The 16,057-nt window shown below is 61.5% G+C and carries 15 protein-coding genes; 4 read left to right on the forward strand and 11 right to left on the reverse strand.

What is annotated here, in order from left to right; all coding sequences use genetic code 11:
* Positions 1–272 precede the first annotated feature (272 nt).
* The 4 genes from F9K20_RS02595 (at position 273) to F9K20_RS02610 (ending at position 2,689) form a co-directional block, all read left to right on the forward strand.
* Positions 273–839, forward strand: a complete 567-nt coding sequence (locus F9K20_RS02595) for a LemA family protein (protein WP_290997408.1) — start codon at positions 273–275, stop codon at positions 837–839.
* Between the two features lie 10 nt (positions 840–849).
* On the forward strand, positions 850–1,608 hold the full coding sequence (locus F9K20_RS02600) for a YgcG family protein (RefSeq protein ID WP_290997262.1): 759 nt from the start codon (positions 850–852) through the stop codon (positions 1,606–1,608).
* 10 nt (positions 1,609–1,618) lie between these two features.
* Positions 1,619–2,236 carry a TPM domain-containing protein gene (locus tag F9K20_RS02605; RefSeq protein ID WP_290997263.1) on the forward strand — a complete coding sequence of 206 codons (618 nt, stop codon included), beginning with the start codon at positions 1,619–1,621 and terminating at the stop codon, positions 2,234–2,236.
* A 219-nt stretch (positions 2,237–2,455) separates the two neighbouring features.
* Positions 2,456–2,689, forward strand: a complete 234-nt coding sequence (locus F9K20_RS02610) for a hypothetical protein (protein ID WP_290997264.1) — start codon at positions 2,456–2,458, stop codon at positions 2,687–2,689.
* A gap of 89 nt (positions 2,690–2,778) precedes the next feature.
* Here F9K20_RS02610 and F9K20_RS02615 read toward each other — a convergent pair whose 3' ends face one another.
* From F9K20_RS02615 to F9K20_RS02665, 11 genes are all read right to left on the reverse strand, one after another.
* Positions 2,779–3,888, reverse strand: coding sequence for an ABC transporter permease (locus F9K20_RS02615; protein WP_290997265.1), 1,110 nt, complete (start codon positions 3,886–3,888; stop codon positions 2,779–2,781).
* A gap of 3 nt (positions 3,889–3,891) precedes the next feature.
* Positions 3,892–5,034: an ABC transporter permease gene (locus tag F9K20_RS02620; protein ID WP_290997266.1), complete on the reverse strand. Its 1,143-nt coding sequence runs from the start codon at positions 5,032–5,034 to the stop codon at positions 3,892–3,894.
* Positions 5,031–6,761 carry an ATP-binding cassette domain-containing protein gene (locus F9K20_RS02625; protein ID WP_290997267.1) on the reverse strand — a complete coding sequence of 577 codons (1,731 nt, stop codon included), beginning with the start codon at positions 6,759–6,761 and terminating at the stop codon, positions 5,031–5,033. Before F9K20_RS02625 ends, F9K20_RS02620 begins: the two co-directional genes overlap by 4 nt.
* Before the next feature lie 3 nt (positions 6,762–6,764).
* Entirely contained in the window at positions 6,765–7,766 is a 1,002-nt protein-coding gene (locus F9K20_RS02630; RefSeq protein WP_290997268.1) for an efflux RND transporter periplasmic adaptor subunit, read from the reverse strand.
* 179 nt (positions 7,767–7,945) lie between these two features.
* Entirely contained in the window at positions 7,946–9,046 is a 1,101-nt protein-coding gene (locus F9K20_RS02635) for an efflux RND transporter periplasmic adaptor subunit (protein WP_367115821.1), read from the reverse strand.
* A 141-nt stretch (positions 9,047–9,187) separates the two neighbouring features.
* Positions 9,188–11,551, reverse strand: coding sequence for an ABC transporter permease (locus tag F9K20_RS02640; RefSeq protein ID WP_290997270.1), 2,364 nt, complete (start codon positions 11,549–11,551; stop codon positions 9,188–9,190).
* 5 nt (positions 11,552–11,556) lie between these two features.
* Positions 11,557–12,273 (reverse strand): ABC transporter ATP-binding protein, encoded by a 717-nt coding sequence (locus F9K20_RS02645; protein ID WP_290997271.1) that lies wholly within the window; start codon positions 12,271–12,273, stop codon positions 11,557–11,559.
* 33 nt (positions 12,274–12,306) lie between these two features.
* A complete protein-coding gene (locus tag F9K20_RS02650; RefSeq protein ID WP_290997272.1) occupies positions 12,307–13,509 on the reverse strand; it encodes a methionine adenosyltransferase in 1,203 nt (400 codons plus the stop codon).
* 40 nt (positions 13,510–13,549) lie between these two features.
* Positions 13,550–14,326 carry a polyphosphate kinase 2 gene (gene ppk2, locus F9K20_RS02655; RefSeq protein WP_290997273.1) on the reverse strand — a complete coding sequence of 259 codons (777 nt, stop codon included), beginning with the start codon at positions 14,324–14,326 and terminating at the stop codon, positions 13,550–13,552.
* 30 nt (positions 14,327–14,356) lie between these two features.
* Positions 14,357–14,842, reverse strand: a complete 486-nt coding sequence (locus F9K20_RS02660) for a hypothetical protein (RefSeq protein ID WP_290997274.1) — start codon at positions 14,840–14,842, stop codon at positions 14,357–14,359.
* 17 nt (positions 14,843–14,859) lie between these two features.
* Complete coding sequence (locus F9K20_RS02665; protein WP_290997275.1) at positions 14,860–16,044, reverse strand: acetyl-CoA C-acetyltransferase; 1,185 nt, start codon at positions 16,042–16,044, stop codon at positions 14,860–14,862.
* Between the last annotated feature and the right edge of the window lie 13 nt (positions 16,045–16,057).

The following is a 16,057-nucleotide window of genomic DNA, read 5'->3' on the forward strand; positions in this document are numbered from 1 at the left end:
TTGTTGGTCATTCAGGGCTCGGTGTCCATAATAATTCGACGCCGTGGCGGATTGAGAGCACTCGATTTTAACAGCCCACGGACGATCATACCGATCGAGCGACATCGGCCAAGTGGACGCCGCGGATGAATAAACGGGGCTCGAAGCGACGGACGACGCGACACCTGTCTAGGGGCGGTGTCTGCGCCTCGATCAGTAGCCGTCGAACCGGTATCATGGAGATTGGCATGTCTGGTTCATTCACAAGCGTCTCGCGGTTCGCCCGTATTGCGATGCTCGCGCCGCTTGTCGGTATTCTGGTGTCGGGATGTGGCATCAACACCATCCCGACTTACGAAGAACAGGCCAAGGCCAAATGGTCGGACGTGCAGAACCAATATCAGCGGCGGGCAGATCTCATCCCCAATCTGGTCGAGACGGTTAAAGGCTTTGCGCAGCAGGAGCGCGCCGTGCTCGAGGCAGTGACAAACGCGCGGGCACGCGCGACGTCCATCCAGGTCAACGCGGATACGATCACCGACCCTGAAGCCTTCAAGAAATTCCAGGCGGCGCAGGCGCAATTGTCCGGCGCGCTCGGGCGTCTGCTCGCGGTTTCCGAAAGCTACCCCGACCTCAAGTCTAACCAGAACTTTCTGGCACTGCAGTCGCAGCTCGAAGGCACGGAAAACCGCATCGCAGTTGCGCGCCGCGACTACATCGAAGCGATACGGCTCTACAATACGGCACTTCGAACCTTTCCGGGGGTGATCTGGGCATCGACGCTCTACAAGAGCAACAAGCCTATGCAAGAGTTTACGGTCGCTGAGGACGCAAAACGGCCGCCACAAGTGAAGTTCTGAGGGAGAGCGCATGATCCGCCGTGCGATCTTCGTTGCCGTCGCGTGGATCTGTCTGATCGGAGCGGGTGGTGCTCAGACGCTCAGCTTTCCCGCGCTGACTGGCCGCGTCGTCGACGAGGCAGGCGTGCTAGACGCGACAGCGCGCGCGGCGTTGACCGAGGCGCTGGCCGATCTTGAGAAGAAGACGTCGGACCAGCTCGTCGTCGTCACACTGAAATCGCTGCAAGGCACTTCGATCGAAGATTACGGATATCAACTGGGACGGCGCTGGCAGATCGGCCAGAAGGATAAGAACAACGGCGCCCTGCTGATCGTGGCACCAACCGAACGGAAAGTGCGAATCGAAGTCGGTTATGGCCTCGAGGGCACGCTGACCGACGCCATCGGCAAATTCATTATCGAGACTTCGATCCTGCCGCGCTTCAAGGCCGGCGATTTTTCCGGTGGCATCAAGCGCGGTGTCGAGGACCTTATCCAGGTGCTCAGCGGTAATGCCGAGGAATGGCAACGCCAGGCCACACAAAGTTCCTCACCCCACATCGCACAGCCTGACGCCGATGTCTCCCTTTGGCCAGCGATCGTCATTGTTCTCATTGGGGCCGGATTGCTGATCTTCTGCGCGACCACGGGTGGCACCCTTTGCGAGGCGCTTTTGCAGATTCTCTTCTTGATGCTCTTGTCCCGAGGAGGCAGGTCGTCGCACGGCAGGTCGTCCTGGTCGGGCGGCGGCGGCTCGTTCGGCGGCGGCGGCTCGTCGGGAAGCTGGTGAGGAAGGAAGAATGATCACCCACTCGGACAAGACACGCATCAGTGATGCTATCCGAAATGTGGAGTCGCGCACGGCCGGAGAAATCTTTTGCATCTTGGCTCGGCATTCAAGCGACTACCGACTGGTGCCGGTTGCTTGGGCTGCCGCAATAGCGTTATTCGCGCCGCTGCCGTTCGTTTACCTAACGAGTTGGTCGGCAGCGACCATCTATCTCGGGCAACTCATCACCTTCGTGGTTGTAGCTATCGCCCTGTCGCATCCGAAGCTGCGGTTCCGCATCGTGCCGCGCCGGGCCAAGCACGATCGGGCCCACGCCGAGGCGATGCGTCAATTTCTCGCCCAGGGGTTGGACAAGATGGACAAGACGGAGCATCGCACCGGGGTACTCATTTTTGCCTCGACGGCAGAGCGCTATGTGGAGATCGTCGCAGACGCCGGGATTAACGAGAAAGTCGCGTCACAGGTCTGGGATGACGCGATCAACGCCTTAGTAACGGCAGTCAAAGCCGGCCGGCCCGCCGACGGCTTCGTGTCGGCGATCGAACGATGCGGAGCGGTGCTCGCCGCGCATTTTCCGCCGGGCGCGCTGAAGCGTGACGAGTTGCCCGACAAACTCCTCGAAATATAAACTACTGCGGCCGATGGCGCCCAGCTAGACAGGGTAGGTGTCGGGATTTCATGAAGCCGCGGTCGGCATTTTGACGGGTTCCACGTGTTCTGCGACAGCTGCCATCAAGCGATCCCTGCCTATGACCGTCTACGGCTACAAGCGCTCAAAGATTTGCGCGTCCTCAAAGAGCAGCCGCACAGCCCTTTAGAGAGGTCATGCCGGACTCCTGGAAAGTCCATGCGTTTCGTTGGCGACGACCACTCGGTGTGGCATATATTGGATGCGCAATTTTCGACATTCTGTTTTCCGGCATTCGGGCTGCTTGCTGCCCTTGCGCCGGCCAGTCCGTTGCCGATCTCCGGTGGCCGCCTTGCTTTCCTGACGGGATTTCCAATGTTCGCCGCTGCTGGTTTTGTGCTGGGCGCACTCTATGGAATCGCGTGGGAATTCTGGAGCAAAAGGCTGCGCTGAGACGACGTCATGCAGCGGTGTCTCGACCAGGCGCCGCCGTGCGCCTCCTCAAATTGGATTTCGAGCGCTGCTTCGACAAGCCCAGGCCCCTACCCCGTTTTTTGCCGAAAGAGCCACGTCGCGGCGGAGAACGTTGCGGCGGCAATCAGTGCCAGTGGCCAGACGTGAGCCGCGATCACGTCGATGGGCAAGTCCTTCAGAAAGGCACCCTTCGCGATGACGACGAAATGACGGACCGGATTGAGCAGGGTCAGCGTCTGCAGCCAGTCCGGCATATTGGAAACGGGTGTCGCGTAGCCCGACAGCAGTATGGCGGGCGAAAGAAACATGAAGGCGCCGATAATGGCCTGCTGCTGGGTCGAGGCGAGCGACGATATGAACAACCCGATCCCTATGATGGACAGGAGATAGACGATCATCGAGCCGTAGAGCAGCAGCATCGAGCCTTCCATCGGGACCAGAAGCACGTACATCGCGATCAGCATGATGATGGTGGTTTCGGCAACAGCGATCAGCAGCGCCGATGCCGCCTTGCCAGCCAGAATTTCCCAAGATGTCAGGGGTGAAACGAGAAGCTGCTCGAAGGAGCCGAGTTCCCGCTCCCGCGCAACCGACAGGGCGGAGACCATCATGCCGACAGCTGTCGTCAGAACCGCGAACAGGCCTGGCACCGTCGACCAGAGCGTATCGGAATTCGGATTGAACCAGGTGCGCGCGACGACGACGCTTGGGGGGGCGCGCAGGCCGCTGAGTTGGGCGACCTCTGCGCTCAGACGATCAACGATTTCGACCGTGTAGCCCTGGATGATTTGCGCTGCGTTCGAACGCCGGCCATCGAGGAGGAGCTGGACCTCGGCCGGCTCACCGGCCGCAAGCTTGCGCGTGAAGTCTTGGCCGATATGCAGGACAGCAGGCGCGGCGCGCGAGTCGATCACCCGTGCGATATCGCCCACGTTCTGGAGTGTTATGATTTCCGAGAATTGAGGCGAACCCTCAAAACGCGAGATTAGCTCGCGCGACTGGACACTGCGGTTGTCATCCAGCACGGCGAGGGGCACGTTCTTCACCTCCTGCGTCGCCGCATATGAGAAGATCAGCACCTGGATCATCGGTGAAATGAGAAGGATGATCCGGTTGCCGCGGTCGCGCCAGTTGGCGAGAAGCTCCTTGAGGATCAGGGACCACAAGCGCGGACGCATGTTTCAATCGAGCCTTGTTTTGGTCTTCAGGGCGGTGAAAGTGATGTAAACGGTGGCAATCGCAGCCATCGCGGCGAGGTTGGGCCAGATGACGCTCCAGATGTCGCCGGCAAGGAAAAGCGTCTGAAGGCCGGCGACGAAGAAGCGCGCGGGGACCGCGTAGGAAATAATCTGCAGCGGTACGGGCATGCCGGCGATCTCGAATACGAAGCCCGAAAAGAAGAAGCTCGGCAGGAAGGCGGAGATCAACGTGCTCTGGGCGGCGACAAGTTGGTTGCGGGCCAGCGTGGAGATCAAGAGGCCCTGCGCAAGCGCTGTGGTGAGGAAGACAGCTGACAGCAGTGCGAGCACGAGGAACGACCCGCGAAACGGCACGCCGAACAGGAGTAATGCCGTCGCTGTCGCGAGTGCCATGGTGATCATGCCGAGCATGAAATAGGGAACAAGCTTGCCCGCCATTAAGTCGATGATGCCAATGGGTGTCGCGAGCATTGCCTCCATCGTGCCGCGCTCCCATTCGCGTGCGACGACGAGCGCCGTCAGCAGCGCGCCGATGAGCATCAGGATAATCGCAATCGAGCCCGGCACGAGATAGTGATGGCTGGATATCTCCGGATTGAACCAGACACGCGGCTCGACCGAGATCGGCAATGCTACGGCCTCGCCACGCGTGACTGCCTCCTGCGTGAGCCAATTGCCCCAAGCACCTTGAAGATAGTTGCGCACCAGGGTCGCCTGGTTGGGGTCGCTGCCGTCGACGATGACCTGGATCGGTGCGCGTTCGCCACGCGCGGCCTGCACGGTGAAATTGGCAGCAAGAACAACGATGCCGTCGATCCGCCCAGCCACGAGGTCACGTTCAAAGTTGTGCCGATCACGGGATGTGCGAGCTGCAAACACGGAAGAGTTCATCAGCGAGGCCGTGAAACTGCCGGTTTCCGGTGTTGGATTCTCGATTACGATCCCAATCTCGATACGCCGTGCGTCGAAGGTTACGCCGTAACCGAATAGGAAGAGCAGTGTCAGTGGAAGGATGACCGCAATGATGACTGTGCTCGGATCGCGAAGGATCTGGCGCATCTCCTTGCGGATCAGCGCAACGATACGGCGGAAGCGGTCGGACGAATTAAACGATGATGTGCTCATGCGGCCAATGTCGCGTCATCGGCCTCAACCAAAGAGATGAACGCGTCCTCGAGTGTAGGGTCTGGAAGCTCTACCCTCTTCGCTTTGACCTTTAGATCGTCGGGAGATCCACTCGCGATCACGCGCCCGCGATAGATGAGCGCGATGCGATCGCAATACTCGGCCTCATCGAGAAAATGCGTCGTCACCATGACCGTGACACCACCCTGCACGAGCGCATTAATGTGCGCCCAGAATTCGCGACGCGTCAGCGGATCGACGCCCGACGTTGGCTCATCGAGAAAGAGGACCGGTGGCTCGTGCATGACCGCGCAGGATAGCGCCAGCCGCTGCTTATAGCCCGCCGGCAGCGTTCCGGCGCTTGTTTCCATGTACCGCTGCAAACCGAACACCTCCGTCACGCGATCCACGGCGCGCCGGCGGCGCATGCCGATGAGCCCGTAAACGCCGGCGAAGAACTCGAGGTTCTGGGCGACGCTAAGATCGCCATAGAGTGAAAACTTCTGCGCCATATAGCCAAGCCGGTTTCGCGCGGCGGACGACTGGGCTGCGACGTCGAGGCCCGCGACATGAGCTTCGCCAGAGGTTGGGCGCAGCAGGCCGCACAGCATCTTGAATGTCGTCGATTTGCCGGCGCCGTTCGGCCCGAGCAAGCCAAAGATCTCACCCTCCCCAATCGAGAACGAGATCCGGTCGGCCGCGGTGAATGAGCCGTAGCGGCGGGTCAGCTCCTTGGCCTCGACCACCGGCCCCGCGTCCGGCTTGGCGCGGCCAGCGGTCGCGGGGAGTCGCGATACCGGCGGGCTGGCACTGCCGAGGAGACTAACGAACGCATCCTCAAACCGGGGAGGAGCAGGAGCGACCTCCACCACTGCCACGTCCTTAAAATCTTCGGCTGAAGGCGGAAGCGCACCTGCCGCCAAGACGACGCGGACGTTTGCGCCCTGGACGATGCCGTCAATAACGCCCGGCATCTTAGCGGCGGAGGCGAGAACCGTACGGCGCCGCACTCCGGCATTGCGCACGTGAAAGCTCCGGCCCGACATGCGGTTTGTGAGCTCCGATGGCGAGCCTTCGTAGATCAGCCTGCCGTCACTCATTAAAAGCACCCGCTCGCACCGTTCCGCCTCGTCGAGATAGGCCGTGCTCCAGACAACGCCGATGCCTTGACCAGTGAGCGTCCGGACCATGCGCCAGAGCTCACGGCGAGAGACCGGATCGACGCCAGCGGTCGGCTCATCGAGTAGGAGCAGACGAGGTGTGCGGACTAACGCGCATGCAAGCCCAAGCTTCTGCTTCATACCTCCAGACAGCGCTCCAGCGAGACGGCCGGCAAACGGAGCGAGGCTTGTGAAAGCCAGAAGACGGTCGAAGGCGATACGGCGCTCGTCCCCTACTACGGCACGCAGGTCGGCGTAGAGCGTCAGGTTCTCGAGAACCGTCAAATCCTCGTAAAGTCCGAACCGCTGCGGCATGTAGGCGACGAGATCACGCACCACGGAAGCCTCCGAGACGGGATCGCGGCCGCAGACGCTGAGCGTGCCCGAATCTGCTTTGAGTAGACCCAAGATCAAGCGAAGCAGCGTTGTCTTGCCCGCACCGTCAGGTCCAGCGAGTCCAGTAATCCCTCCGCCCATGATCGTGGTGGTCATTTCGGCAATCGCCGGCTGGGAGGTGGCATCAAACCGCTTCGAAACGCGACCGAGCCGAATGAGTGCATCATTCATGGCTCACGTTCCACTCCCGTTCTTCACCAGAACCGTGACCGGCATGCCTTGGAGAAGGCCGGCTGTCTCACCCTCGATCACAACACGAAGGCGATAGACGAGGCTGGTGCGCAGTTCCTTCGTTTCGACCGACTTGGGCGTAAACTCAGCAACCGGTGAGATGAACCCGATTTGCCCACGATAGGTGTTGCCTGAATCGGTGCGGACCTCGACCGGCATCCCGGGTCGGATACGCCCGAGGTCGGGTTCCGCCACATAGGTCCGCACCCACACGGGCGAGACAATGGTCACGGCATAGACCGTCTCACCAGCCCCGACGATGGCACCCGGCTCGCGGACGCGAGTCAACACAACACCCTCGCTCGGAGCGATCAGATCGGCATCGGCCAGCCTGCGTTCTGCTTGCGCGAGGATCGCATTCTCAGCTTCGAGCTGAGCCCTGGCGGCATCTATGTCCTCGCGACGCGGTCCGCTCAGGGCCAGCTTCAACGTCTCCTGCGCGGACTTCAGTGCCGCCTGCGCCTCCTCGGAGGCTGCGGTCGCCTCATCATGCCTTTGGTGAGGAGACACGCCACGCCCGGCGAGTTGCTGCTGCCGATTGAGCGTCGCCTCGGCGAGCGCGACGGCAGCTTCCCGCTCGGCAACAACGGCGCGCGCCTGAGAAATTTCCTCGGGCCGCGTGCCGTTTTCGAGCCTGGCCAGAACAGCCGCCTGAGCCGTTTCGCGCGCACGGGCCAACCTGACCTCGTCAGCGAAATAGGACTTGTCCAGCGAGGCAACGATTTTACCGGCCTCGACCCGATCACCCTCATCGACCTTCATCTCGGCGATCCGGCCCGCAACCTTGAAGCTCAGATTGACGTGCCGGACGTCGACATTGCCTTGGAGGACGATGCTGCTGTTGTCCTTGGATCGAAGGCCCACGAAGGTGCTCCAAGCGGCGACGATCATGACGAGGATCGCGAGGCCGCTCCCGGTCGCTACTCGCTTGCTGAAACGGTTCAAGCGGATGTCTCCATTCTCCCAAACACCTTCCATTGAGCCTAGTTAGGCCACGTTTGAGATTTGCTGCAAGAAGGGAGCTCCAAAGCCTAAAAACGCCCCCAAAATTCGCGATCCGTCTCAAGGTTGGCATGACTGCCTTGCTCATAGTCGGCTTATTTGCTGATGCGCGATGATGTGGTTTATTTCCTCTCGCGTTCCATGATCGCCACGCCATCGCTAATTCTGTCACTGGGGTGCAGCACGACCGCATCCCCGGGCGAGAGACCCGAAAGCACCTCCGCCACGCGATTATTGCGCTGCCCTATTTTGACAACAGTTGTGCGTGCGCGCCCCTCCCTAACGGCAAAAACCGCCCAATCCTCACCCTTGCGGAAAAGCGCACTCACCGGCACGGTCAAGACGTCATCGGCACTCCAGACGGTGACGTGAACGATCACCCGGAACTCATGTCCCAGCCGAGACCAGATTGCCGGTGGGTCGACAAAATCGATGATCGTCCGCACCCGCTGCTCCTCGATGCCGAGGGCTGAGACCTTGAGAAATCCCGCAGGGTCAACGCGAGTCACACGCCCTTTAATGGGCGCCCCACCCCAGCCATCAATAATCACCGCCGCACCCGGTTTGATGCGCACTGCGTCGGTCGAGAGCAGCTCAGCCACCACCTCGAGATCCAGCGGATCGCCGATTTCGATCAGCGGTGTGCCGGCCAAGACGGGCGCTTCGCTGTCCTGGATGATCTTCAGCACGCGCCCGGTGACCGGTGACCTTATCTCGATGCAACAGCCCGGGTTTGTCGGTGCAGAGACGCTGGCGGGATCGATGAGGCGCGCGGCTGCCACCGCTTGCTCACTGCGCTTCACATCGAGCTGGGCCTTCGCGCTCGCCAGAGCGGCTTCATTGATGTCGACGTCTAGTCTTGCCTTCTCCAGGGCCTTGACCGAGATCGTATCGGTACGCGCAAGCGATTCAGCCCGCTTGAGATCGTCACGGGCGAACCCTAGCGCCGCCTCGACTCGGCGCACCTCGGCTTCGGCCAGTTTCACGGCCGCCTCGGCGGCAGTTGCCGCCGCCTTGAGCTCCTCGCGCGAGCGCACGTCGAGAAAGCTTGGCGGCATCGGCTGCATAACCGCCACGATTGTCTCGCCTGCGGTGACCTGATCGCCAACGTGACTGGAGGCTTCGTCATGGCCACCAGGGCGCGAGATCCTTAAAATCTTTCCTGCGACGGGTGCGGCAACCGTATACACATGACGCACGCGCGTCTTGGCTTCATCGTCCACGGTGACCTCCATGGGGCCCCACGTCGCGATCGCGATGTCGACGGGAATGGGCCGCGGCCATGCAAACCACGCGAGCCCGGCAATTAGTACCCCCAGCACGACGGCGCCCGCTGCTCGTTTCAGCCAAGTTGTGCGCATGGTCTAATCCCGGGTTTTAAGGACGGACACGAGGTCGAGCTGGGCAACGCGTCGGCGTACGACAAGCGCGGAAAACAGAGCCGCGGCAATGACAATCCCACTGGCCAGCACATAGGTGGAATGCTCGACGATGAGGCGGACCCGCATCAGCTCGCCCGCCAATTGCGTCTTCATGATCCAGGCGAGACCGTAGCCGATCGCCCATCCCGGCGGCTGGGCAATCAACGTCAAGAGCGCGAGTTCAAGAAGCAGAATCCAGAGAACCTCTGTGCGGGTGAAGCCGAGAACGCGCAGGCTGGCCAATTCCCGGGCCCGCTCCGAAAGCGAGATGCGCGCGCTGTTATAGACGACCCCAAATGCGATGACTGCGGCAAGGCCCGTGTAGATGCCCGCGATCGTGTTGATGATCAGTGCCGTGATCTGGCGAAAGTTCGCCAACGAGAAGCTCTGCAGACCCATTGCACCGACTGTCGGCAAGCGCTTCACCGCATCGTAAAGAAGCGGGGCGCTGTTCTCATCGACGCTCAGATTGACGCTGTTGACGGCCGGCGCCTCACGCAAGAGGCGGGAAAGGGCATCGGCGTTCATCATGCCCTTGATGCCGAAATAGTCCTCGATGATCGCGGCTACTGGTAGCGATACGGTTCTCCGCTGCCCCTCAAGCAAATCGACCTCGACGGCATCGCCTGCTTGGACGCCGAGGATCTTGGCGAGCCACTCGGAGATTGCCAAACCGCTTTCCGGCAGTACGACCGGTTGCAGATTTACGTCGATGATGCGCTTGAGATCGGCATCGCTCGGTCTGCCGCTGATTGTGATGCGTCGCTCGACGGGCCCCTTGCGGATGCGAACGGGAACCTCCCGTTGCGGCTCAACCGCGAGAACGCCGGGAAGCCTCTTAACTTGATGAAGCACGTCTTGCGAGCGCTTCTCAAAGAAGCTCAGGGAAGCATCCTGCCGATCGGCCATGAAGTATGTCACGTCAATCAGGTTTTCCATGGTGCCCCGCGTAAACAGCGACACGACGAGTATCGCTGTTGCCAGCGCCATGCCGAGCACGGTGAAGGTCGCGCGGATCGGATGGTGGGCAATGTTGCGCACCATCATCATCGTGGGTTGTGACAGGATCCGGTCGATGGCGAGCGTCGGTGGCAGCACGTGCCGGAATCGCGCGGGCGCCGGTGGCTGCATGGCGACCGCTGGCGGCATCCTCATGACATCGCGAAGGGCATGGACGGCCCCACCGACGGCAGCAACGAGACTGAGCGCACCCGCTGTAAGATAAAGGTCGGGACTCTGCACGAAGACGAGAAAGGGGAAGCGGAACAGGTCGCCGTTTATCTTCGTGATGTAGATGCCAAGCCACGCGCCCGCCCCGATGCCGATGGCGATGCCGATCGCGGCGATGACAATGACAAACTTGACGTAGTGGAACGTAATGGCAATCCCGCCGTAGCCCAGTGCCTTGAGCAGCCCGATCTGCTCGCGCTCCAAGGCGACGAGCCGCGTCATCGTGATGTTGACCAGGAATGCCGCTACCAGAAGAAAGATCGGCGGCAAGGTACGGCTCATGTTTTTCAGCATCTCGAGATCGTGGTCGAGCCACGCGTGCGATGTCTGGTCCTTTCGACCGTACGCTGCGCGGCCGCCGTACCGGTCAAGCAAGGCATCAAGTCGTTGGAACACCTCGCGCTCAGAAGTACCGCGCAGCAGCTTGACGCTCACCGCAGAGAATGCGCGGTCGAGATCGTAGGCGTTGGCAAGCGCCTTTTCGGACATCCAGATGATGCCGAAGCGACGGTCGTCCGGCATGATGTCGCCGGGGCCCACGGCAAAGATGAACTCCGGAGAAAGGGCTATCCCGACGACCGTCAGCTCGCGTTTGCGGCCGTTCAGTATTGCTGAGAAACGCGAACCGGGAGCGAAGTTGTGTGAGTTTGCGAAACTCTCGCTGACCACGACCTCGTCGGCGTTGCCGGGCTCGGGCATACGGCCCAGCCGGAGATAGAGCCGATTGAGGACCGGTTCGCCGACGTCGGGCAAGGAGATGAATTGTCCCGTCGCCGGCTCGCGAAAATTCGGTATGTCGAGCAGCGCGAGCTTGGCGATGCGTGCGTCCACCGCGGCCACGCCGGGGATCTCCACGATGCGGTCGACGAGCGACCTTGGCGCGCGCTTCACCACGGCAAAGACGTCGCCAAACCGGTAGCGCTCATAATAGGCAATGCGAGTCTCATCGAGCGACCGGTAGGAGCCAACCGCCATCACCAGCGTCGCCACGCCGCCGCCGATGACAAGCGCAATGGCAAGGGCCTGGGCCCAAAGCCGTCTCAGGTCGCGAAACAATTTGATGTCGAGTGCATGCATGACACTCACCAGACGAGTTCAGCTGCCGAGCGGCGTGTCTCGTTCTTGTGCTCTTTGGAAATCTGACCATCGGCAAAGAACAGCACGCGATCCGCAACGTCCCGAATGCTGGCGTTGTGGGTGATGATGAGCGTCGTTGTCCCAAGCTGCGAGTTGACGCTCAGCAAGGCTTCAATGACGCGAATTCCAGTCTGTGAATCCAAGGCTCCCGTGGGCTCGTCACACAACAGCACGTCGGGCCGCTTGGCGATTGCTCGTGCGATTGCTACGCGCTGCTGCTCACCCCCTGAAAGCTGCGAGGGGAAATGGTCCATCCGCGCTTCGAGCCCGACGAGCGCGAGCGCCTCCTGCGGCCGCATTGGATGCTCAGCGATCTCCGTCACCAACGCGATGTTCTCATAGGCCGTAAGGCTAGGAACCAAATTGTAGAATTGGAACACGAAGCCAACGTGCCGCCGGCGATAGTTAGTGAGTTCCCCGTCCTCGAGGGAGGTCAGCTCTAGATCCTTGAAGAACAGATGGCCGCTCGTCGCGCGATCGATGCCGCCCATAATGTTCAGCAGGGTCGACTTGCCGCTGCCCGATGGTCCGAGCAGCACGACCACTTCGCCGGCCCAAATGTCGAGATCCAGAGACCGCAGCGCGCGCACCTCGACGTCGCCCGACGTGTAGATCTTGGTCAGGCCCCGGGCGGTGAAAACCTTCTTACTCGCGTTGCTCATCTCACTCACCGGACACGGTCCACCGCAGCCCACTCAAGCGACCGACATGGCCTGCAGCAGAAATGACTTCCAAAGCAAAGGAATGCCCGCAATCTCGCGCTCCGCAATGGCGCGGATCGCATCTTCGGCGTCGGCGCTCAGCACGCCTTCGTGACAGCCGATGCGCAGGTATGTCATGCGCGGCCGGTCGACCGGCGACCCGATCTGGCTGACGAGATAGCACTCCGCCTCGGCGATTCCCGGCACCTCGGCGACGATCGCAGCGGCCAAACGCGACGCCGCTACATTATAGAGCTTGCCGACATGTGTGATCGGGTTCTTGCCCGCGAGCGCCTCGAGTGTCATCGGACGACCCGGCGTGATGAGCCCGTTTGCACGATTGCCGCGGCCCGTCTGCCCGTCGTCACCCCCCTCAGCCGATGTGCCGGCAACCGTAAGATAGACGGAGCCATTAGCGATATCGTCCGCCGCATTGATGAGCACCGAGACTTCGAGGGCCGTCGCATTGCTTGCCGACTCGAGTGCAGCCGCCGTTAGGCGTTCCTTCGCCTCGTTATAGGCGGTCATGTCTGTGAGAAAGCGGCCTATGAAGGCGCACGAGACCGTGAGCGCAATGCGCTCATGCTCGCGCACGCCCATCACTTTGATGTCCTCCCCAGTTTCAGGGAACTCAGCCTTGAACTGGGGCTCATTGAGGCTTCGTTCGACCGCAAGGACGGTGCGCTCGAGGTCGGTCAACGGTGCGAAGCCTGCTCCGCATGACGTATCGTTCGCCAGATACGCACCTTCGTCGCGTTGGCGCATGAACAGGTCAACCAGGTCACCAGAGCCTGGTCGCAACAGGCAATGGACGCGAACGTCCGTCTCCGGTGCGAGCGCATGTATGTTCTCGCGCAGCCAAGCGGTCGCGGTTTCCTCCGCGAGCGCACGGACGGGGACTGGCTTTCCGCGTGCTTCCGACGTTGCGCGGCCGGCAAGATAGATATCCATCGGCTCGACGATACGACCGCCGCCAAAGGCGGGTTCGGCCCGACCTGCCGCAAGCAAGGCCTTGTCGACGTTGTGATGCAGAACGAGCCCAAACTCGTCGATGTATTTTCTCGACAACGCGACGCTGAGCTGCTCGCTCAGCATGTCGCAGATGGTGTCGGGGTGGCCGAGACCTTTGCGTTCAACGATCTCGACCGGCCGCATCCCGACCCAAGCTCCACCATGAGCCTCGATCCGGACCTGCATCCCTTCCTCCTCGAATGGACGCGCCACCGACATATGGCCTTCACTTCGCGATCATGCCATTCGCGAGTTGACCGGCGTCAAAGAGAAATACGGCATTTGGATCAGCAGGCGGGCCGTGCCGGTCCTTGCCGTGAAAGTCGCACCGCGACAGCAGATCCCGGATGACATTCAATCGTGCAGACCGCTTCTCGTCGGCGCGGACGATGATCCACGGCGCAAACACGCTATGTGTACGCGCCAGCATCACGTTTCTGGCTTCTGAATAGTCTTTCCAATGCCTTGACGCCTTGGCGTCGATCGGGCTCAGCTTCCACTGTCGGAGCGGGTCCTTGTGCCGCTGCTTCAGTCGCCGTTCCTGCTCCTCGTGACTGATGTCGAGGTAATACTTGAGGATGGTGAAGCCGCAATGCACGAGCAACTGCTCGAACATCGGCACGGTCTTCATGAACTCCTCGTACTCTGCGTCGGTGCAGAAACCCATCACGCGCTCGACGCCGGCGCGATTGTACCAGCTGCGATTGAAGAGAACGATCTCACCGCCTACGGGAAGCTGCTCGACATAGCGCTGGAAGTACCAGGCTCGCTGGTCGCGGTCAGACGGCGCTCCCAGGGCTACGACACGCGTCTCGCGCGGGCTTAAGTGCTCGACGATACGCTTGATCGTGCCGTCCTTGCCGGCAGCATCGCGGCCTTCGAAGATCACCAGCACCTTCTGCCCGTGCTTGATGACGTGCTTCTGGAATTTCACGAGCTCGACCTGAGCCTGGTGGAAGGCGTGCTCGTAAGCGGCATCGTCGTTCTTCGTTGCATGCCTCATCCGCTTGAACCCCGGTAGCGATAGTTCTGATCACGGATTGCGGTGGTCGTACGTGAACTTGAGTGTGACCGGCTTCGTCGCGCCAGGGCGCTTGATTGTCAGCACGATCGTGTAAAGGTCGGCACCGGGCAGTTCAAAGTAGGCGCCATAGGTGGTCGTCCTGGCGATGGTCATCGGCTCCATCGCCTTTCTGGGACCGGAAAGACCCAATCCGGATACCTGTGCGGTCACCATGGCATCCGAAATCCGCGCTCCGCTACCGGATTCGAAGACCGCCGCCACGAGGTGGTATTGATGGTGTCCACGTGGCACCCCGTCGTGCATGGGCTTATCGGCTTCCGTTGCGGCGTGGCCTTGGGTGATCTCCGCGGGTACGAAGCCGATGTAGGCTTCGATCCCCCCGGCCTTCTGGTAGAGGCCGCCCGCGCCTGCACTTGCCGGGAGACCGCCAAGGGAGGTCGCGAGCAAAACCCCATAGAGAAAAGCCCGCGGCCATTCTTTGAGTATAAGGCTCATGGGTCCTTCCCTGCGCGTCATGAGCGCTCGAGGGCGAGCGCGATACCCTGGCCGCCGCCAATGCACAGGGTCACGAGACCGCGCTTGATGCCGTCGCGGCGCATTGCATGCAGAAGGCGCGTCGTGAGGATTGCGCCGGTCGCACCGATGGGATGCCCATGGGCAATAGCACCGCCCTCGACGTTGACGATGTCCTCGGGCAGACCGATCTCCTTCATCAGCGCGATGACGATGGCGGCAAAGGCCTCGTTGACCTCGGCACGTTCCACGTCGCCGATCGGCCAGCCGGCGCGCTCGAGCACTTGCCGCACCGCTGGGATCGGCCCGAGACCGAACATGCCGGGCTCCACCGCGCCAACACCGTAGGCTACAAGGCGTGCGAACGGCTGCAGCCCGCGCTTCTCGGCCCACTTGGCATCGGCGACGATCATGGCCGCCGCACCACTGTTCAGGCCGGGAGCGTTCCCCGCCGTGATGGTGCCGTCCTTGCGGAAGGCGGGCTTCAGCTTGGCCAGTGACTCGGCCGTCGCATCGGGCCGGTTGTGCTCATCCTTGTCGAACACGATGTGCTTTTTTCCGCCTAGGATCTCGATCGGCGTGATCTCTTCGGCAAACTTGCCCGCAGCCTGCGCCTTGGCGAAGCGCTGCTGCGTTCTCAGCGCCCAAGCATCCTGCGCCTCTCGCGTAATCTGATATTTGCTGACGAGATCCTCGGTGTGCCAACCGGAATGCTGGCCCGAGAACGCGTCGTTGAGGCCGTCGCGCAGCATGCTGTCGTAGATCTGCGCGTCGCCCATGCGGTAGCCCCAGCGCCCGCCACTCATGAGATACGGCGCCTGGTCCATGTTCTCCATGCCGCCCGCTACGCAGCACGAGGCATGCCCCAGCATCACCTCTTGGGCGGCGGAAGCGATCGCTTGCGCGCCCGAACCGCAGACGCGATTTACGGTCATGGCCGGCACCTCGACAGGTATTCCGGCTGCGCGCATGGCCTGCCGCGCCGGGTTCATCTTCGCCCCGGCCTGGACGACCTGCCCCATGACGACCGAGTCCACATCCGCTCCGTCGAGCTTGGCGCGTCCGAGCGTCGCTTTGATAACCTCCGCGCCGAGGTCGGTTGCGGCGATGCCCTTCAATGCCCCGCCATAAGTTCCGATCGCGGTGCGTACGGGAGCACAGAGAACAACGTGGGATTTGGCCATCGATCATCTCCTG

The organism is Hyphomicrobium sp. (assembly GCF_009026145.1).
In the GTDB taxonomy this organism is placed as follows: Bacteria; Pseudomonadota; Alphaproteobacteria; order Rhizobiales; family Hyphomicrobiaceae; genus Hyphomicrobium_A.

Coding starts and splice junctions, on each gene's coding strand:
- F9K20_RS02595 (WP_290997408.1), top strand. CDS start 273: ATGCTCGCGCCGCTTGTCGGTATTCTGGTGTCGGGATGTGGCATCAAC.
- F9K20_RS02600 (WP_290997262.1), top strand. CDS start 850: ATGATCCGCCGTGCGATCTTCGTTGCCGTCGCGTGGATCTGTCTGATC.
- F9K20_RS02605 (WP_290997263.1), top strand. CDS start 1,619: ATGATCACCCACTCGGACAAGACACGCATCAGTGATGCTATCCGAAAT.
- F9K20_RS02610 (WP_290997264.1), top strand. CDS start 2,456: ATGCGTTTCGTTGGCGACGACCACTCGGTGTGGCATATATTGGATGCG.
- F9K20_RS02615 (WP_290997265.1), bottom strand. CDS start 3,888: ATGCGTCCGCGCTTGTGGTCCCTGATCCTCAAGGAGCTTCTCGCCAAC.
- F9K20_RS02620 (WP_290997266.1), bottom strand. CDS start 5,034: ATGAGCACATCATCGTTTAATTCGTCCGACCGCTTCCGCCGTATCGTT.
- F9K20_RS02625 (WP_290997267.1), bottom strand. CDS start 6,761: ATGAATGATGCACTCATTCGGCTCGGTCGCGTTTCGAAGCGGTTTGAT.
- F9K20_RS02640 (WP_290997270.1), bottom strand. CDS start 11,551: ATGCATGCACTCGACATCAAATTGTTTCGCGACCTGAGACGGCTTTGG.
- F9K20_RS02645 (WP_290997271.1), bottom strand. CDS start 12,273: ATGAGCAACGCGAGTAAGAAGGTTTTCACCGCCCGGGGCCTGACCAAG.
- F9K20_RS02650 (WP_290997272.1), bottom strand. CDS start 13,509: ATGCAGGTCCGGATCGAGGCTCATGGTGGAGCTTGGGTCGGGATGCGG.
- ppk2 (WP_290997273.1), bottom strand. CDS start 14,326: ATGAGGCATGCAACGAAGAACGACGATGCCGCTTACGAGCACGCCTTC.
- F9K20_RS02660 (WP_290997274.1), bottom strand. CDS start 14,842: ATGAGCCTTATACTCAAAGAATGGCCGCGGGCTTTTCTCTATGGGGTT.
- F9K20_RS02665 (WP_290997275.1), bottom strand. CDS start 16,044: ATGGCCAAATCCCACGTTGTTCTCTGTGCTCCCGTACGCACCGCGATC.